Annotated in this window: 15 protein-coding genes; 5 read left to right on the top strand and 10 right to left on the bottom strand. The window is 55.6% G+C overall.

From position 1 onward, the window contains the following. Positions 1-4: 4 nt before the first annotated feature. Entirely contained in the window at positions 5-1,936 is a 1,932-nt protein-coding gene (locus GLX_RS01725; RefSeq protein ID WP_014104328.1) for a CocE/NonD family hydrolase, read from the bottom strand. Between the two features lie 1,059 nt (positions 1,937-2,995). On the opposite strand from GLX_RS01725, the gene GLX_RS01720 reads away from it, so the two are divergent. Further along, positions 2,996-5,446: a TonB-dependent receptor domain-containing protein gene (locus tag GLX_RS01720; protein ID WP_148268613.1), complete on the top strand. Its 2,451-nt coding sequence runs from the start codon at positions 2,996-2,998 to the stop codon at positions 5,444-5,446. A gap of 216 nt (positions 5,447-5,662) precedes the next feature. On the opposite strand, the gene GLX_RS01715 is transcribed toward GLX_RS01720, so the two are convergent. Further along, positions 5,663-6,949, bottom strand: coding sequence for an Hsp70 family protein (locus tag GLX_RS01715; protein WP_014104326.1), 1,287 nt, complete (start codon positions 6,947-6,949; stop codon positions 5,663-5,665). Positions 6,950-7,163: 214 nt separating this feature from the next. Here GLX_RS01715 and GLX_RS01710 point away from each other — a divergent pair, with 214 nt between their 5' ends. Next, positions 7,164-7,709 carry a thioredoxin family protein gene (locus tag GLX_RS01710; protein WP_228391518.1) on the top strand — a complete coding sequence of 182 codons (546 nt, stop codon included), beginning with the start codon at positions 7,164-7,166 and terminating at the stop codon, positions 7,707-7,709. Between the two features lie 15 nt (positions 7,710-7,724). Here the strand turns inward: GLX_RS01710 and GLX_RS01705 are convergent, their stop codons facing one another. Together GLX_RS01705 and GLX_RS01700 are read right to left on the bottom strand one after the other, a co-directional pair. After that, positions 7,725-7,952, bottom strand: coding sequence for a hypothetical protein (locus GLX_RS01705; protein WP_014104324.1), 228 nt, complete (start codon positions 7,950-7,952; stop codon positions 7,725-7,727). A gap of 296 nt (positions 7,953-8,248) precedes the next feature. Then, a complete protein-coding gene (locus tag GLX_RS01700) occupies positions 8,249-9,511 on the bottom strand; it encodes a cytochrome-c peroxidase (RefSeq protein WP_231850376.1) in 1,263 nt (420 codons plus the stop codon). A gap of 452 nt (positions 9,512-9,963) precedes the next feature. On the opposite strand from GLX_RS01700, the gene GLX_RS01695 reads away from it, so the two are divergent. Together GLX_RS01695 and GLX_RS01690 are read left to right on the top strand one after the other, a co-directional pair. Further along, positions 9,964-10,749: a sulfite exporter TauE/SafE family protein gene (locus GLX_RS01695; RefSeq protein WP_041247064.1), complete on the top strand. Its 786-nt coding sequence runs from the start codon at positions 9,964-9,966 to the stop codon at positions 10,747-10,749. Positions 10,750-10,842: 93 nt separating this feature from the next. Further along, positions 10,843-12,840, top strand: a complete 1,998-nt coding sequence (locus GLX_RS01690; RefSeq protein WP_014104321.1) for a M1 family metallopeptidase — start codon at positions 10,843-10,845, stop codon at positions 12,838-12,840. A 191-nt stretch (positions 12,841-13,031) separates the two neighbouring features. Here GLX_RS01690 and GLX_RS01685 read toward each other — a convergent pair whose 3' ends face one another. The 6 genes from GLX_RS01685 to GLX_RS01665 form a co-directional block, all read right to left on the bottom strand. Next, a complete protein-coding gene (locus GLX_RS01685) occupies positions 13,032-13,535 on the bottom strand; it encodes a Ros/MucR family transcriptional regulator (protein WP_014104320.1) in 504 nt (167 codons plus the stop codon). A 40-nt stretch (positions 13,536-13,575) separates the two neighbouring features. Next, positions 13,576-15,186, bottom strand: a complete 1,611-nt coding sequence (gene tnpC / locus GLX_RS01680; RefSeq protein WP_007397838.1) for an IS66 family transposase — start codon at positions 15,184-15,186, stop codon at positions 13,576-13,578. Between the two features lie 63 nt (positions 15,187-15,249). Continuing rightward, entirely contained in the window at positions 15,250-15,597 is a 348-nt protein-coding gene (tnpB, locus tag GLX_RS01675) for an IS66 family insertion sequence element accessory protein TnpB (RefSeq protein WP_010510701.1), read from the bottom strand. Beyond that, positions 15,594-15,953: an IS66-like element accessory protein TnpA gene (tnpA, locus tag GLX_RS01670; protein ID WP_007400224.1), complete on the bottom strand. Its 360-nt coding sequence runs from the start codon at positions 15,951-15,953 to the stop codon at positions 15,594-15,596. Before tnpA ends, tnpB begins: the two co-directional genes overlap by 4 nt. 1,130 nt (positions 15,954-17,083) lie before the next feature. After that, positions 17,084-17,215: a hypothetical protein gene (locus GLX_RS19155; protein ID WP_269448784.1), complete on the bottom strand. Its 132-nt coding sequence runs from the start codon at positions 17,213-17,215 to the stop codon at positions 17,084-17,086. A gap of 979 nt (positions 17,216-18,194) precedes the next feature. Beyond that, positions 18,195-18,737 carry an iron transporter gene (locus GLX_RS01665; RefSeq protein WP_041247539.1) on the bottom strand — a complete coding sequence of 181 codons (543 nt, stop codon included), beginning with the start codon at positions 18,735-18,737 and terminating at the stop codon, positions 18,195-18,197. Positions 18,738-18,906: 169 nt separating this feature from the next. Here GLX_RS01665 and GLX_RS01660 point away from each other — a divergent pair, with 169 nt between their 5' ends. Beyond that, positions 18,907-19,425 carry a hypothetical protein gene (locus GLX_RS01660; RefSeq protein ID WP_014104318.1) on the top strand — a complete coding sequence of 173 codons (519 nt, stop codon included), beginning with the start codon at positions 18,907-18,909 and terminating at the stop codon, positions 19,423-19,425. The last annotated feature ends 297 nt before the right edge of the window (positions 19,426-19,722 follow it).

The following is a 19,722-nucleotide window of genomic DNA, read 5'->3' as shown; positions in this document are numbered from 1 at the left end:
GCGCTCAGGGCACCACCGGTAGCCATACCGCGCTGGCATGCGTGGGATCGCGATAGATGCTCTGGGTTGCCGGGATATAATCCTCCCTGCTGGCCTTGAGGATATTGGGCACGAATTTCTGCGGGTTACGGTCATACAGCGGGAACTGGCTGGACTGGATCTGGACCATGATCCGGTGACCGGGCTCAAACACATGGTTCACGGCAGGCAGCGTGAAGCGATACTGCGTGACTGCGCCGGGGGTTACAGCCATAGGCCTGTCAAAACCCTGCCGATAACGGCCACGGAAGATATCCATGGAAACCGCCAGTTCATATCCCCCCATCTCGGGCCGGTCGGCGGTAGTGGGGGGATTGACATCAATCACCTTGACCACCCAGTCCGCATCCGACCCGGTTGTTGCCGCATACAGGTCGGCCACCGGGACGCCACTTACCTTGACCGGGGCACTCAGCACCGGGCTTTCATAGGTCAGCACATCGGGGCGACTTTCGGCAAAGCGCTGATCCTGCACCAGCCATGTCTTCCAGCGGTCTGAATCGGTGGGGAAGGCAAACGGGCGTGGCAGGAAGGGTACCGGATGCGCCGGGTCGGATATGTACTGGTCCATCCCCTGGCCGCCCTGCATGGACTGAGTGGGTCTGCTGGTGGAAAGCCCATGGTCCGCCTGCACATAGAAAGCCTGTAGCGGATGGGTGCAGTGTGCCTCGCACGCGCTGGGCCAGTGGTCGATATGGTCCCAGTGGTTTTCACCGGTGTTATAGATGATGGCCTGTGGCAGGTGAACCGGAGCGGAACCAGGGCGCAGGTACTGGTCAAAGAATGGACGCAGCACCTCGTGGCGGAACTGCGATGCGGTATCGCCATTCCACTGCAGCGGTCCCAGCGTCGAGCCATTATAGTTCACCTGGCTGTGTCGCCACGGCCCCATGACCAGCACGTTGGGCACCGCAGGCTTTTCCGCCTGTAGCGCCTGCCAGGAATGGATGGCGCCCCACATGTCCTCCTGGTCCCACAGGCCCTGTTCCCACAGCATCGGCACGGTGGCCTTGCGCCGGGCCAGCAGGTGGTCGAGCGCCTGCTGCTGCCAGAATGCATCATAAGCGGGGTGCGCCAGCATACGCTGCCACCACGGGAACTGGTCCAGCCCCGCATCATGCGCAAACTGGGCTGCTGAACCGGCCGTCAGGAAATTGGTGTAGTCATCATGGTCGATGCGCGGAATGGTGTGGCCTTCCCCGCGCACGGTCATCTGGGCGGTAAAGTAGTCCAGCCCCCCCTGGCGGAAGGCGCCGTAATGGTACCAGTCATCACCCATCCAGCCATCAACCATGGGGCTTTCGGGGGCCGTGACCTTTAGCGCCGGATGCGGGTCAAGCAGCGCCATAACAACCGTGAACCCTTCATACGACGAACCCAGCATGCCGACGCGCCCGTTGCTCTGCGGCACGTTGTGGACCAGCCACTCGATCGTGTCCCATGCATCGGTTGTCTCGTCCGTTTTGCTGGGGTTGAGTGGACCACGGGGCGGACGGGTCATGACATAATCCCCCTCCGACCCGTATTTGCCACGGATATCCTGAAAGATGCGGATGTAGCCGGCTTCGACAAACGCATCATCACCCTGCGGCAGGATGGAACGGATGTCGGGTGCATCGGGAATGCGGTTTGCGCGTTCCGATGCATGGTAAGGCGTGCGGGTCAGTAGCATGGGCGCACCGGACGCATCTTTTGGAATGACAATGACCGTATGCAGTTTCACGCCATCGCGCATCGGGATCATCACGTCGCGCTTGATATAGTTGCGTGCGGTAGTGGGAAAGATGACCTGTGCGGGAATGTCGGACCCGGTCTGGACACTCAGGGACGACGTATCGGCACGGTCCGCCGGAGCCTGCGCCGCAAGCGGCCCCGAAGAGACACATGCAGCCATCATGACTGCCAGGGACGAAGGCAGATGCCGCCAGGAAAGCCGTTTCACTTCAGTATCACTCCACAATTTGTGACAAGGTATTATTTACGTTGCCGCAATCATACATGCTCCCCCCCTGTTCCCAAGTAGGAGAAACACACAAAAAACGGTACACGCCTCATGCTGGTCTGGCGGCATGTGCCGGACCGTGTTTGCCAGAGTGCTGCAACCGCGGCTTCGGAAGCAGTATCGTAACGTTTTTCGTCCCTGATCAGGACCACAAAAGTTTCGTTTTTATTTAACTTTACATAATTAGAAATAAAACCTGCATAGCCTTACCATGGGCGCAGGTGCATGCTGTAACGCGCCCCTATGCACGCATGCGTGAATTACCTATTCTGCTTCGTACTATTTTTTTCACACAACACGTTGACAAAAAACGCAATACCCCGCGTGTGGCATTGCGGTCACACACAGCATGACGGACAATACGCACGGGCATCGCTGCTGTTTTTTATGGAAAGATGTAGATTGCATTTTTTTTATGCCATCTGAACGTCCATTTTTATGTGTGTACTGTAATTACAAATGGCAGACCATTTTTATTACTGCATGAATCAAGAGCGCTATCGAATTTATATTGCGTCAAGTCTTTCAACAAAGATATAATATTAAATTCATAAAAGTGTTTTTTGTAATATATACAAAGATCTACCATTGCCAGATTCCCTGCATATCCCGCGAACGCGGCACATACTTTAGCCTAGACAAAAGTTAGGTTTTGAATAATGTATACTAAATGTTGCATTTCGAACACATTTGCCGACACGATGTGGTACGTTTTCTTTTCGGCATTGAATATTCTCCCTTCTGATACTGTAATGAAAGCCAATGGAAAGCACATTGCAGTAGTCGATATTCAAACAGACACGGCCACCAGGAAGGAAGAAGAATGAACAAGGCATTCATGTTTCCCAATTCCGCGCAATGTGAACATCAACAATATGACGGCATGAAGAAGCACGTAGCCTTACGTTTCATGCCGCCAGGTGCGATTGGGAAGTTCATCTGATGCCAAATACAATGCGACGGCAAAGACGACGGCTGGCTCGACGCCCCCTTCTGGCCGGGTCCACATTCGTGTGGCTTCTGTCTGTCGGGCCGGCCGCTATTGCTGCAGGTCAGACAAGTGACACGGCCGCCGCACCGCGTGCCCACCGGGGCAGTACAACCGCCACCCACGCACGCACGGCCACGCGGGCACCCGCCCACCATGATACGACCCCCGTCGCCGCATCATCCACACCTGAAAGCCTGAAGGTAAGCGTTGGCCGCGTGCGCACCCATAACGCGGTGCAGGCGGTAACCCGCGAGCAGATGGACCATTTTGTTGAAGGCACAAGCCCGAACCAGATCCTGGCGCTGACCACACCGGGGGCCAACTTTGCTTCAGATGATGCCTTCGGTCTCGATACGGTGGCGAACACGCTGTACGTGCGCGGCTTCAACCAGTCACAACTGGGTGCAACGCTCGATGGTATCCCCATGGGTGGGCAGGGTTTCCATAACTGGAACGGCCTGAGCGTGGACCAGATGGAAATTCAGGAAAACGTGTCGGGCATGACCATGTCCCAGGGTGCTGGCGCGCTGGATACGCCATCGGCCCAGACGCTGGGCGGCGCGCTGACCTATACCTCGTCCGACCCCAAGAACAAGGCGGGCGGCCGCATTAGCCAGACATTCGGCAGCTACAATGCCTTCCGTACCTTCGCGCGCGTGGATAGCGGCGTTCTGAATTCGACTGGCACCAAGTTCTATGCCTCCTTCGCCCGCACCGCCCAGGATCTGTGGAAGGGCTATGGCGACCAGCAGGAACTGCAGGCCAACTTCAAGCTGGTCCAGCCCGTGGGCGACCGCGGCAAGATTACCGCGATTTTCGATTATTCGGATTTTGACCAGTACAACTACATGGGTCTGACCAAGAACATGTGGCAGAAGATGGGGCGTGACACCACTTACCTCAAGCCCAATTATGCCCTTGCCAAAGAATACGCCTATTATGCCCAGAATGGCGGTGTACCCTCAAACCTGCAGGGCATTCTGAGCAATGACGAGATTGGTGACTACGCATACGACAGCACGCAGTCACAGCGTAACTATCTTTCCGCCATTACGGGTGAGTTTGAACTGTTCCATAACGTAACCTCCAAGACGGTGGGCTACGCACACGTCTCCAACGGTGACTATAACGGAACCAACCCCTTCCTGGTCTCCCCCACCAGTGGCGTTGACATGGCGTTGGAATCCGGCCACCCCGATGTTCGTCGTATCGGCTTTACCCAGAGCTTCAACATCAAGGTACATGACAACGACATCCAGACCGGCATCTGGTACGAAAATGATTCCTTCAACTACCCCATGCGCATGTATGAAGATGGCGTGGATACCGCCCACCCCTCGCTCGGTGGCTTCAAGTCATCGGAAGCAGCGACGTGGTACTCGGATTCATTCAACACCAATACGTTCCAGTTCTACCTGCAGGACACGTATCACATCATTCCAGGCATGACAGTCAGCGCCGGGTTCCGTTCACTGCTGCAATCAACACATGGCGGCACGAAGGTCGATAACACGGCACTATATTCCAACTGGAACACGTATTACAGCCATCCCGCATCGGGCAACATGACGGCGGCCAACGCCTTCCTGCCGCACTTCAATTTCGATTATCACTTCAGGGACCACCATGAAGTGTATTTCGATATCGCGGAGAACATGCGCGCCTATGATTACGGACAGCAGAGCAGCTCAGGCACAGTCTGGGGCGGGCTTGGTTCCTCTTCCATGTCCGCGCAGTCGGTATTCGATGCCAACAAGAACAGCCTGAAGCCGGAACGGACCTGGAACTATGTTGTGGGCTATCGCTACAATTCCCATCTGTTCACCGGCAGTGTCGATTTCTATCACACGGATTACTACAACCGCATTGCAACCGTGACCGAAGGCTCGACCGGCAATATTTTTGGGGCCGTAGCCAATGTCGGGCGTGAAACCATGAACGGTGCCGATGTGATGGGTGCGATCCGGCCAGTCAAGGGGCTGGAAATCTCCAACAGCTTCAGTTGGAACAATGCTGTTTACGAAGGCGGCATTTCCAATGGTGGAACCAATATCAGCCTGAAGGGCAAGCATCAGGTTTACTACCCCAAGTTCATGTACAAGGCGAACCTGACCTATAACTGGCACCGGGCCATGTTCAACTTTAACGTGACCTATACCAGCCGCCGGGCCATGACCTACACCAACGACCAGTACATCCCCGCGTACTGGACCTCCAACCTCAACGGCAGCTACAACTTCGGCAAGGTTGGCTTTGCCCAGAACATCAAGGCAACTTTCGGCATCACCAATCTGTTCAACAAGAACTACATCGGTGGTGTCTTTGGTGCCGCAAGTGTCAGCGGTGATGACAATGCAAACCTGTACGTAGCCGCACCGCGTGAATTCTTCGGTTCGGTTTCCGCACAGTTCTAACCGCGCAAGCGTGGCCCGCCAGCGGGCCACGCCATGCCGCAGATCACAAGGGGGCAGCGCGTTTACATGACACGCCGCCTTCTTGCGTTTCCAGGGGCGGAAAGTGGCCGGACCAGAACATTTTTACCGAAAGCTGGTTCGGTGAAAATGTTCTGATTTATTGCTTTTACGGGCATTTCCACCTGTTTGAATGCACGCATTCAAACAGCATCTGCCCTAGCGATTCATCAGGGCCAGCCCTTCGGCTACCGATACGAATTCGTTGCCTGTATCGACCCGCTCATGCCCGAACCGCCGGTCAAACAGGTCCCGCACGGCGGGCACGAAGGATGTGCCGCCGGTAAGGAACACACGGTCAATGGCGCTGGCGGGCAGGCTGGCGCGTTCCAGCGCCGTGCCGACCGCATCATCAAAACGCTGCAGGTCCGGGGCAATCCAGCCTTCAAATTCCGCACGGGTAATCTCGCGGCGGATCTTTACGTCGCGGTAGGTATAGTCCAGCATCGTGCGATCCGCACTGGACAGTTCACGTTTGGCCTCACCCACGGCACGGTACAGCGCCTGCCCCTGCTGGTTGTCGATAATATCCATCAGGGCGTGCAGCTTTTCTGGCTCGGACGCCGTACGGGCCACATCGGCAATATCGCGCAAGGTCTGCGGCGTACGCATGAGCGCCAGACGGTGCCAGCGCCCAAGGCTTGCATACCATTGCGCCGGAACCGGCAGCGGCTGGCCACCCATAACACGATAGGTACTGTTGCGCCCCAGTGCTGGCGCAATGACCCGGTCAATGATGCGGTAGTCAAACTGGTCGCCCGCAATGCCCACACCAGCATAGCCCAGCGGTTCGGCCTGGCGGGGTTTGGCGGGGTCAAAGCGCAGGATGGAAAAATCGCTCGTGCCGCCGCCAAAATCACCCACCAGCACCGTGGCGGGTGCGCGCAACCGCTGGGCGAAGTGCCAGCCCGCGGCCTCGGGCTCCAGCGCCACATTGATCTCGCCAAACCCTGCCAGTCGGAACCCTTCGCGCAGGCGCTGTTCCCCCAGCGCATCATCCGCCAGTTCGCCTGCAAAATGCACCGGCCGGCCAACGGTTACCTCCACATGGGCCGGGTCGATCCCGATCGTGCGCATGAGGCAGGACAGGAAACGGGCAATCAGCATTTCCAGCGTCATGACCTGACCCAGCAGCCGTGTCTGGCGGAAGGAGGCCTGTGCCAGATAGGACTTCATAGACATGACCAGACGGCTTTCCGCCGGGTCTTCCAGATAGGCGTCGATCGCGGCTGCCCCGATTGCCTCATGTATGACGGGGCGGCCCACACGCTCTTCCTCCTGCCACAGGCACAGGAGGGTACGGCAGGTTTCCGATACGGCATGATGAGGGAAGGAAAAGCGCGCGGAATGCGGCCTGCCCTGTTCATCAAGCAGGACCACGACCGTGTTGGTCGTGCCAAAATCCATGCCAAGCCGCACGGTACGGGGAGACGGGATAGGTGACATTGCGCCTCAATAATCGCGCACCTGCGTCGTGTCCATCTGCTGGTCCATATTTATCGGAACCTGCCTCATCGTATTTCCCGCAGATGGAACGGGGCGGGACGACAGGCACATGGCAATGACATTATTTTTAGTTATTTTTAAATATAACTATTTTAATTGATGTTTTTATCGGACCTGCATAATCTGGCAGCGACCATTAGCCGGAGCCATGCCCATGACGTATTCTTCCCTTTTCCACAAAACGGTTCTGGCAGCAGCCGCCTGCGCGCTCATGGCTCCCGCTGCCTACGCGGCACAGCCCGCGCCGGCTTTTGGTCCGGGACCGATCGTGCCGGTCAGCCATCCCTACGGCCCGGCACAGGACGCGCAGCAGTCGATTGATGCCGCGTTCCAGCAGGCGCGGCAGACGGGGCGGAAAGTGTTACTCGATTTCGGGGCCAACTGGTGCCCTGACTGCCGCATACTCGCAGGCGTGCTGGCACAACCTGCCATTGCTGCCTGGGTCAGCCAGACCTTTATTGTGGTTACGATCAATGTCGATCGTGCTGCGGGCCCAACAGTGGAAGGGGAACGCTTCAACACCAATGCCGATCTTGCGCAGCACTATGGCGTGACGATCAGCGCCATTCCCGCCCTGCTGGTCCTGACACCCGACGGGCAACTTGTGAACCGCGACGGGGCCATTGCCCTGGGCAATGCCCGCACCCTATCAGGGCAGGCTATGGTCGATCTGCTTAATGAATGGGCGCAGCATTCATGACAGGGTGCGCGCCCCCTATCTGTCCGATGATCGGCCCGTAAACAGCCACAGCACCAGCGGTGGCCCAAACACATAAAGCACCGCCCCGCCCAGCAGCCACGGCATGAGATAGGACAGATCGGCATGCAGCACAAAACGGCAGAACAGGTTGGCCAGCCCGAGCATGGCGACAACACACAGAAAAACGCCTGCGTTCATCAGCAGTGTCCGACCTTCGTTGATCTGCCGGATTATCTGTAACATTGCCCTGCCTTTTTCCCTGCCATGATCTTTTTACACATTCCACGCCACCTGATGTAGGCCAGATCCGGGTGCATCACAATAACGCCGAAGGCATGCAGCAGTGCGACCGCGATGGGACTGGACCCCCTCCATACCAGGCGGTCACGGTGTAACCCCCGATCACGCAGACGAAAGGCGCGCACCTGCCACAACTGGCCCTTCCGCATGAATGACCCACAGGAGGCAACTGGCCACCAGCCCACCCCTCCCCTGTCATGGCGACCTGACGCCTTATATTTCTGCCCCCTGCCCCGTCACTATGGAGCGCTGCCATGCGACCTATAGGTTCCAGGCGTGGCATAACCATCCGTCAGGGTTTTCAGGAAAGCGACGATAGCATCGATCTCATCATCGGACAGGACTGGCCGGTTACCCGGCTGAGGACCGAATGGCGGGTCCATATTGATGTTGGCATGGTAGCGCGCCGGCAGGTCATCATACTTGCGAACCGTTCCGTCCGGTGCTTTTGGGTACCACATCTGTGGCCGGATATCACGCAGCACATAGAACGCGACCGCCTGACGCAGGGAATGCATCATCCCGTTATGAAAAAATACACGCCGCGTCGCCACATTGCGTAGAGATGGGGTGCGGAACAACCCGCAATATTCCGGGTGGTTGGTCAGGTCCGTGCGATCGGGGCCGCACAGGCCCATGTCAAAGTAATTCGGGTCATGGTTGAGCGTAATCTGCATATTGCGGGGCACGCCAAGAGCGATCAGGCCATAATCCGTAAATTGCGGGGGCGTGCCATCATCCCCCGGTGCGCTAACATGGCAAGACGCGCAGTTGCCTTTGTCCGGCTGTTCAAACAGGCGCAGGCCCAGTGATTCACGCGCGGTCAGTTTAGCCCGGCCTGCCAGCACCGCATCGTATTTGCTGGTATAGGGATAAAAAAGCCGCTCTTCCTGTTGGTAGGTCGCAAGGGCTTCGGCAATCAGGGTAAAGCGTGTCTCCATATTGGGGGCAGAAAACAGCAGGGCATCAATGCGCTGGCCATACCCAGCCGCCAGCGCATGGCTGACAACGTCGGCCGGACTGGCATTGGCCATCTCATACGGGGCCAGCAGGGGAACCCGCGCCTGAGCCTGCGCCGTATCGACCCGCCCGTCCCATGTCAGGCCGCCGGTAGGGCCATTATCGATACTTTCATCGGCCTCATCATCGGAATCAAAAAAATGCTCGGTGAACTGGGGAACATCCTGCAGATATTTCAGTGATGGCACGGCCCGGTGCCCACCCGGCTGCACGGACAGAGCGTTGGCCTGGGCATAGGCCTGTCCATCCGCATGGCATGATGAACAGGCCATCTGTCCTGATGCCGAAAGGTGCCGGTCGTGAAACAGGTCCCGCCCCAGTGCGCTCAGCGCCATCGCACGCGCACGCGCTTGCGGGCGGGACAGGACAACCCCATCTATTGCATGTGCATGCCCTGGCAGTGCACGAGGCAGCATCATTGCAATGACCATGGCCAGCAGACCAGCACGGCGGGATATGACGCGGCTAGACAGTAAAGACACCCGTACCACACTCCGCAGCCTGGCGGGTCCGCGAGGCCGGGTCAAAAAGAATTCGGGCCATGATGTTACGATACTCTCGCAACTCGGTCAAAAAAATATGCTGGACTGGCCCTGTCCCCAAAAAGACACCCTTACGATACGGACCAGCAACGACAGTCCTGCCGCATGCACTTTATGGGAGCGTTATCTGAAAAACGCATAACGCCCCACTTATTTCCACACCAATCGTTGTTGTGGATTTTATTTTTACACATTTTTTTGTTAAAAAATACAGAAATCCCATTCACAAAGTCTCATATTTCCCATATTGATTTCACATAATATCCAAAAAAAATGGTATAAATTACTTTTTTAAATGTGTTTTAAGAGACCTCAATCCTGACTGGTCATCCACCTCACCATGCCGGTCAGGCAGCCGCCCATGTAATTCTCAAACCATGAAGCCCGCCACAATGTCCCTGCCTGAATCGATCAATCTGCTTTATGTCCTCTCCGGTCTTGGCGTCGGTTTCCTTGTGGGCATGACCGGTGTGGGGGGCGGGTCGCTCATGACACCGCTGCTGATCCTGCTGTTCAAGGTCCACCCACAGGCCGCTGTCGGGACCGACCTGCTTTATGCGGCACTGACCAAGACGGTCGGTACACTGGTCCATGGCCGCCGCCAGAGCGTGGAATGGCGTGTGGTCGGGCGGCTGGCCCTGGGTAGCATACCCGCTACCCTGCTCACGATTGCGATCCTGCACTGGGCGGGTAGTCCATCCGCACAGGTTACGCATGTCATTTCGGTAGCTCTGGGCATTGCGCTGCTCATTACGGCGCCAAGCGTGCTGTTCCGCCAGCGGCTGCAAGCCCTGTCAGGGCGCCGGGCGGGTCAACTCTCGCCTGCCATGACGGGTTATCTGACCACGCTGCTGGGTGGGATGCTGGGGGTTATGGTCACCCTGTCATCCGTTGGGGCAGGGGCGATCGGCATGGCAGCCCTGATTTTTCTTTATCCCGCCATCGAACTCCGTCGCCTGGTCGGCTCCGATATTGCCCACGCCGTGCCCCTTACCGCCATTGCGGGCATGGGACATTGGTGGATTGGCGATATCGACATGAACCTGCTCGCCTCGTTACTGTGCGGGTCCATTCCCGGCATTATTCTGGGTAGCCTGTGCGTGGGTATCGTACCTGACCGGGTACAGCGCGTCATACTGGCCGTGATCCTTGTAACCGTGGGCGTGAAGGTAATGTAAAAAACGGCATCAGGCCCTGCGACAGGCATTTGTGCTTTACGGACAACCCGCTACACTACCGTATCGTACCTGCAACAAATAAGAAGGCCCTGAATGATGTACCGAAGATTGGCCGCCATCGTGTGTCTGGCAGGCTGCAATACGGCCCATGCGGCACCAGCGCAAAACATGCAGGCCGGTTCAGCAATCATGCGCCGGGTATTCGATACGTTGCAACTGCCGGACGCGCCCAACCGCTATGTTTCCGGCTCCGGTCTGCCTGGGCCCGATTACTGGCAGAACCGCGCGGATTATGCGATCCATGCCCGCATCAACCCCGTCACCCATGTGCTGACAGGGGAAGAGGTACTGACCTACACCAACAATAGCCCCGACAGCCTGGATGAACTCTGGTTACAGCTTGACCAGAACATCTACCGCGCCCGCTCGCGCGCCAGCTTTGCCAACCCCGAACGCCATGCCCATACCACCGATGGCGCGGTGATTGAACTGGTCACCCTTATCCATGACGGCCATGAAACACCGCTTGAGCCGCATATCAATGATACCCGAATGCAGCTTGCGCTGCCCGGCAGCCCCCTGCCCCATGGGCATAAAGTGCAGATCCGCATCCGCTGGCACCATACGATTCCCGGCACCTGGGGCGGTCGCACGGCCGTAAGCAGCGTCAGGGACGGAGATATATTTGAAGTCGCGCAATGGTATCCGCGCATGAGCGTTTATGATGCGCGCAGGGGATGGGATACGTTGCCCTATCTGGGGCAGGAATTCTATCTGGATTACGGGGATTTTGACTATACAGTCACCGTTCCGTGGAACTTTACGGTTGTAGGGTCGGGCGCGTTGCTCAATCCTGCTGAAGTCTTGACCCCGACCGAGCGCGCGCGGCTGGCACTGGCCGCACGAAGCGATACGACGGTCAAAATCCGTACCGCGCAGGATGTGACCGACCCCGCAAGCCATGCCGCCCGAAGTGGGGAAAAGACATGGCACTTTCGCATGGAAAACACGCGCGATATCTCCTTTGCCGCCTCGCCTGCCTTCATATGGGATGCGGCAGGCATGAACCTGCCCCCGATCAAACCTGCTCCCGGCATGGCGCCAGTCCCCCGCCTGGCCATGTCCGTCTACCCGCGTGAGGGACAGGGCGCGCAGGCATGGGACCGATCAACGCAATACGTGAAGCATGCAATCGAGTATTTCTCCAGCCAATGGTATGCCTACCCCTGGCCCAACGCGGTCAATGTGGGTGGCCATGGTGCGGGTATGGAATATCCCGGCATTGTCTTTGATGGCTGGCAGGACCGTGATGCCATGCTGTTCTGGATTACAACACATGAACTGGGCCACGACTGGTTCCCCATGATCGTGGGCAGCAACGAGCGGCGTCATGCCTTCATGGATGAGGGATTCAATACCTTTATTGACGCTTATGCCTCACAACACTTCAATAATGGTGAATACGCCCCCAAGAAAGACCCGGAATTCGCACCACAGACCGGTCGGCCCGCCGATGACATCATACCACTTCTGACCGACCCGCAGGCGCCCCCGCTCATGCTGACATCAGAACTCGTGTCTGAGAAATACCGACATTCCGTTTCTTATTTCAAAAGCGCCTACGGCCTCATGCTGCTGCGTGAACAGATACTTGGGCCCGACCGCTTCGATGCCGCGTTCCGACGCTATATAAAAGTATGGGCTTATCGTCACCCGGCACCGTCGGATTTTTTCCGCTTCATGAACAGCGAAGCTGGCGAGGACCTTGGCTGGTTCTGGCGTGGCTGGTATTTCGAGAACTGGTGGCCCGATTATGCACTGACCGACGTCTCCCCCATCAATAACGACCCCCATCAGGGCATGCAGGTCGGTGTGCGGAGCAAGGGGCAGCTTATGCTACCGGTTGTATTGCGGCTGGACTATACGGATGGCACCCATGTGGACCAGGTGATTCCAACGGAAAGCTGGCACCTGACAGACCATATTACCGTAACCTTTCCCGGCGGCCCGACTGTACTCAGGGCTACGCTGGACCCCGATCATGCCCTCCCTGAGCCTGACCGGACCGATAACACCAGAACCATGCCCTGACATTACACAAAATACAGCTATGACCGGGACCGGCCACATGCGGGAATACACCAGCAGACCATGGGGCCGCGCCCTCTGCCTGCTGGCAAACCATAATGATACTGCCGCATAACCGAACAGGTTCCTACATAAGAAAACACCCAACCCACTGCCGGGGTTGGGTGTTTTCTTATCAGCCGTGCAGAATGCTTTTACACATCCAGTTCGACCGTGTCCTTCTTGCGGCGTGCGCGGGTCTTGCGCGCGGGCTTTGCGGGTTCTTCCACCACCGCTTCAGGCTCAGGCGCCGCAACAACCTTGCGGCCCAGGCCAATCTTTTGTGCCAGCGAGGAACGATGGGCCGCATAGTTCGGTGCGGTCATGGGATAATTGGCGGGCAGGCCCCACTTTTCACGATACTGTTCGGGTGTCATGCCATAAGCGGTCTGCAGATGGCGCTTGAGCATCTTCAGTTTCTTGCCGTCTTCAAGACAGACCACGTAATCGGGGAATACGGACTTCTTGATCGGCACGGCGGGCTGCAGCGGTGCGGGGTCAACCGTCTTTTCAGCACCAAGCCCCTTAAGTGAAGCATAGACTGTCTCAACGAGTAGCGGGATCTGGTCTATTGCAACGGTATTATGGTTGGTATGCGCTGCAACGATCTCTGTCGTCATTGATACCAGTTCGGAATGCGGAATGTCTTTATTATCCAATTTCGGTTCTTTCGTAACCGGCCGCTCTGGGCCGCCTTGATTATGCGGCCTGTCTGTGCAGTGTATTCACGGGTTTCCAGTTCCATGGCAACAGTTCGTGGAGCCGGTTGATCTTGTGCTCGTTGATACGGGCCAGGACGTCGGCGAGGTAATCGTGCGGATTAAGCCGGGAGAGTTTTGCGCTTTCGATAAGCGTCATGGCATCAGCGATGTTGTCGCCCCCGGTGTCGGATCCGGCAAAGAGATAATTTTTTCGCCCCACGCATACGGGCCGTATGGCGCGTTCGGCAGGATTGTTGTCGATGGCGACACGACCATCTTCGAGGAACAGGGTAAAGGCCTTCCACCGGTTGAGCGCATAACGGATCGCTTTTGCCAGTTCCCCCTTTCCAGGGATACGGGCAAGCTGTGTTTCGCACCATGCGTGGAATGCTGTGACACGGGGGCGGCTTTGTTCCTGTCGGACAGCCAGACGATACGGGGCCGGGTGTCCGGTGATCTGGCGCTCGATATCGTAGAGCTCTCCGATCTGTTCAAGTGCTTCCCTTGCGATTGTCGAATCACTGCCCTTCCAGACATCATGGAAGGCCCGGCGGAGATGAGCCCAGCAGGCCGCTTCGCGCACGTGCACGGTTCCTGTTGCGTCTGGTTTATACAGATCCCTGAACCCGGCGTAGGCGTCAGCCTGCAGAATGCCCCGGAACTGTGCCAGATGGGTCTGGGGATTGATCCCCTTGCGATCGGGAGAGAACCAGTAGGCCACGGCGGGCGGATCACTCCCTCCCCATGGGCGGGGATCGCGCAGATAGCTCCAGATCCGCCCTTCCTTCACGCCCCGGGGTTTGCCAGCCTGACGCAGACGGGGGTCAAGAACCTGGATGGGTGTATCATCAGCATGTAGCAGGTCTGCCTTTACGACATCCTGACGGATCAGATCTGTCAGAGGACGCAGAACGGCAACGGCCTGACCACACCAGTCGATCAGGGTTGAACGGGGAATGTCCACACCCTGACGGGCAAAGATCTCATTCTGACGATAAAGCGGAATGTGGTCATCGAATTTCGAGACCAGGATATGGGCTAAAAGCCCGGTGCCAGCCATCCCCCGTGGGACAGGGCGCGACGGTGCTTCAGGCTGCACCAGTGTTTCGCAGTGACGGCAGGATTTCTTCAGCCGTGCCGTTTCGACAACTTTCAGTTTTGCCGCAATAAAGTCCAGTATTTCGGTGACATCTTCGCCTACAAGACGCAGGGGACCGCCACAGGCAGGACAGGCCTCACCTGGGTCGAGAACAATACGCTCCCGTGGTGTCGTGTCAGAAACCTTTGGTTTGCCACGCTGCCGTGGGGGAGAGAGTGCATCATCGCTGACATCATGCTCCCTGATATCAGGAGAAGGATCGGCTGCCGCGATGGCGATTTTTACATCTTCAAGGAGCAGTTCGAGTTGTTCAATCTCACGGTCTATCTTTTCTGAACTGGCCCCGAATTTCTGTTTCTGAAGACGTGCGATCCGGATTTTGAGAGACTGGACAAGAGCTTCATACGCACGGGCTGACGCAGAAAGCCGAGCCACTTCGGTCTGCAGGGAAACAATCATTTCCCTCAGGGTATCCGGATCATCAGGCAGGACCGCAGGTGCAGACGTCATTATGAAAAAATAGCAGAAAACCTAAGAAAATTCAAAATGTTCTGCACTCTCACGCCATAAAAATCAGGCCACGCGAGACGGTGGTGCAGACCAGGAAGGGCGTCTCCACTCCATGCCTTCCCACAGCATGGCCATCTGTGCTGTCGTCAGGCGTGCAACGCCCTCTGCCGGAGACGGCCATGGAAAACGTCCCTTCTCAAGCACCTTGTAATAAAGACAGAACCCCTGACCGTCCCACATCAGAAGCTTGATCCTGTCCCCACGGCGACCACGAAAGGCAAAGAGCGCCCCTGATGTCGGGTTCTGACGCAGCACGTCCTGTGCCAGTGCTGCCAGACCCGATATGCCCTTGCGCATATCGGTCACCCCGCAGGCCAGATAGACACGCACGCCGTTGCCCACGCCAATCATGCCGTCTCCGCAATCCGGATGACCCGGGCCAGAAGATCTTCGGCAGGATGTCCCGTCACCCTGATACTACGGCCATTGCGCAGCACTATGGCCAGTTCGTCAGGATCACCGCCAGATGCCACAGCAGGTGTCGTCACTGAAGCAACAGGAACAAACGCCACAGACTGATCTGGGGAAGATAGTCTTTGACGGAATGACGTCCGCCATTGGTAAAGATGTTGGCGGGTCAGGTCATGTCGACGTGCCACATCCGATACACTTGCTCCATCCACACCAACTTCAGCCAGTATCGCCAGCTTCCGTTCATCCGACCAGCGGCGGCGGCGTTCAACGCCAATCAGGATTTCCTGGGTCATTCTTACCTCTCAAATGACGTCAATAACGACGTCGTTAACGACGTCGTTAACGACGGTAAGTTACCAGTCACAATCCTCAATCATAAGGCGGCCTCAAACGGCCGGTTACGTTCTTTCCTCTGTCGATTGCCATTAAGGGACTCATCTTCCCTATCAGTAATAATCATGGGTCTATTATGCAACCATAATAAAGCATTTTATCCGTATTTTTATGCCATACCAATTACAGGCAGACGGCGCATGTTTTCTAACATAGGTTGCAAGGCATTCTACCCGACATGTCTAGCTGGCATGAATAGGAACTAATATGCCAGCCAATAACGAATTTTTCCCTTATATGCAATTTTCGTTTACGACCATTGAACAAAAATAGATATTATTATCAAACCTTTTAATAAAATTAAAAAATTCTTATTATATCTATCGATAATTTTGTGCCTGATACAGGTCCAGTTCGGGCATCAAAAATAAATCCCGCATGTATCTCTGTACATGGCACGCAAAATTTCTGTATTATATATTTAAGACATATCGTCCCTTCCCTGATCATTCGACAATACCATTGTCCGTTGCAAAAAGCATCCGTCACCATTGCAGCATTCATGCGCAATTATGAAAATGACCCTGTGTTTTCATGATTATAACGAGCGTATAAATGCAGTAGCCGGATAAATTCAAATACTTCCCGTGATCAGATGTACTGCCTGTGTTCCATCATATAAAAGAGATCCCTTCCCCCAGGGCAGCCATCATGAAGAGTAGACAGACCCTTTAACCAATACGTCCAACGCATACCAGCCATATTACATCATGTCCCGTAACAGATATGGACCCTGACAGACATCACTGGACATGAACCGTGGCATAATCCGTGTGTGTCAATACACTGTGATCGGGCAGGTGCGGCGATATCGAATATTCCCACCTGCCCTTTCCGGGCATCATGCACTTTGAACAAATATAGTGGCATTCCTGAGCATAAAGACTTGCGAAAGCCGCGTTATAACGCCCGTCATTCTTGACGAACCCATGACAGCAGGTGTTCATGTGAAAAACCGTGCGACCCCCTGCCGCTCTGGTAGGTTATTTATCTTTATAACCGTCATTGACAATAAGTCAGTTCAGCACTTCTATGCCGCTGCATCCTGAATGGCGGCGGCAAGGCATCCGATCTCGGCGCGATCTGCCGATTGGCTGGCATCACACGCACGGTCAACAGATGGCCCGGCATGTCCATGGTCCCATTCAGCATCGATCCCCATTTGCGCCTGGTCCCATCGTAACCGGCAGGAGGCGAGCCCTCGGGTGTGGGCCGATATTATAGCTGTTGTGGCTTCCGGCAGGCAGCCGCAACCATATGCAGGAGCGCAGGCAGGTTGCACGCCTGCGTCCCGGCAACAAGATGCTGATGAACCGCCAACCACGGAAAGAGGTCGTCCGGCACGATACGCCACGCAATCCCGTAATGGATCACGTCACATAACCCATTGAGCAATGCGCGCAATGCTGACACGGCATGCCGTTGCTCCACATCATCACGTATCAGGACCAGATGCGGAACAATAGCAGGCCATATTTTATATGATATGTCAGGAGAATACAGTTTGCGCGCAGATGCTATCCTCCATTACCGCACCATTCCGGGACGACGTTATAACAATACCAACCAGAATCGGGTTACTGGCGGGAGAAACCCGTCAACAGTCTGCTTTAATATAAGAATATACTGACACACCATCAAAATCCGGTGCTGTCAGCCCTTCATTATCGAACAGGGGATGAATGCGTTTACTTGTGGTCCAGATAACCAGACACCAGATTTTCCGTGGTAATTGACGTTACCGGGGAACATCGTGAATGCAGGCGGCCGGCAGGACCGTAGCCTGAAGGGTCAAATGGTCGGGAAGGCAGGAAGCCGAAAAAACTAACCGCTTTCAGTTCACGATCCAGTGCTCTTTTTCATACCCATACGGGTTTTGCAGTATCTGCTTACATACGATCCATGGCCGGGCAACACCATGATGGCAGGATCAAGAAAGCAGGTAGGACATAGGTTCCAGCCTGCTTGTATCCGCCAGACCTTATGGCAGGGCCAGATAAAATACCCTGCTACAAAGACTGGGATTGCAGACCAACCGCCACCACCATCATGATGTGGCAGATATGCCGTCTGCGCCGCCACGTTGCGCCAGAAAAGCGTAACATGGCGGCACCCATGTCTTCATGCTCCGTGTCGGGAAATCACTTCTGCGGATAGGCGAAGTTGAACTTTTCGCTAAACGGCTGCCAGAAACCCGGCGTACCCGTCTCCTTGTCCACATGATGCAGAAAGCCATTCTGCTCAGGCGAGGAATAGGTCAGCACGACCGTATAACGGCCGGCTCCGTCCATTTTTACGTTATCGGCATAATGCGGGCCATCCTTGGCCGTCATGAAATGCATCTTGCCTTCAGCTTTCCACGGCGTGCCATCCTTGGTCAGTACATAACCGATATCAAGGTAGGGCACCCATGCCCCATCGGGGTAACCCCATACATTGTCTGCGGTGGCATGAACATCGGTTTCAAGATGGATGGTATCAGGTTTTGTATTGTCGATCATACCGGCAGGCATGGGCATGACCATGATATCCGTCAGGTAACTCGAAGCGATTTCCATATCATGGGCCTGAACGGGACCACCTATCGGGTATTCGCGCGCCTGGGCCGCCGTTACGCCAGCGGGTAGCGCCGCTGTCAGAAAAGCCAGAACGATATGCTTTTTATTCATATTGAATGTTTCCATATTTCTATGCGCCGGGGCCAGGGCATCCATTTTTATTTCTGTTTACAGTAACACCATGGCCTCGGTAACAGCTTCCCATCCGGCTGGTTCCGTTAAGCCTGTTAATGATAATTGTTATCATTGTCAACAGATGGTATGTCTCTGTCCGACGTAACGGAGACTGCCTGTCATGATCAGCCACCCCTTTGCCTTCATGCGACTGCCCTATGCCCTGCTTACCGCGATGGATAGTCGTATGCTGCATTTCTGGCTACAGCCGGTGCATTATCTTATCCGCATTGTCCATATCATCAGCATGGCTCTGTTTTTCGGCATGGATATGCTGTTTGATTTCGGTATCCTCAGCCGGCGCATGGCTGGCAAGCTTGCCCCCGCCGCCCAGCTTATGGTGCAACCGCTGCATATCAACCTGGCCATTGCCATGGTTACTGGCGTGATACTGTTCTTTTATGATCCGGTGCATATTGGCAGCCGGGCCTATCTTACCCCAAAGCTGCTACTGATCACACTGGCCATGCTCAATGCCTGGTGGTGCCATCGCTCGGTTTACCTGTCCGTATTGCGAGGTTGTAACACCCCCTCCTTGCATGGGCGGATCGGAGCCTGCCTCTCGCTCTGCCTGTGGACTGGCGTGATGGTAATGTCATGCCTAAACAGTGAAGGTGTGCCCAAGGTCTTCCTGCGCTGAATGGCAAAAGGGTGTGCATATGCTCGATATCCGGCATGCACACCCTGCGCGAGCCTTTCCAGCCTGTTTTCTGCCAGGAAAATCAAGATTTTTTAGGTATATACTTCTTATTATACAACCAAAAAGACATGCTTAAAACATTCTATTATATTGTATCAGGGTAGATATATAAGCATGGCAAGAATGATTGACGGGCTTCCGAAGCAGATGCAATTGAGAGTGATTATTAGTTACACTTTAATCACGGACGGATCTGATGCCTGACCTCATTTTCACAAAACGCATGTTGACCGGATC

The organism is Komagataeibacter medellinensis NBRC 3288 (assembly GCF_000182745.2).
In the GTDB taxonomy this organism is placed as follows: domain Bacteria; phylum Pseudomonadota; class Alphaproteobacteria; order Acetobacterales; family Acetobacteraceae; genus Komagataeibacter; species Komagataeibacter medellinensis.
The sequence above is the reverse complement of the archived record's forward strand: the minus strand, read 5'-3'. Positions and strand labels throughout refer to the sequence as shown.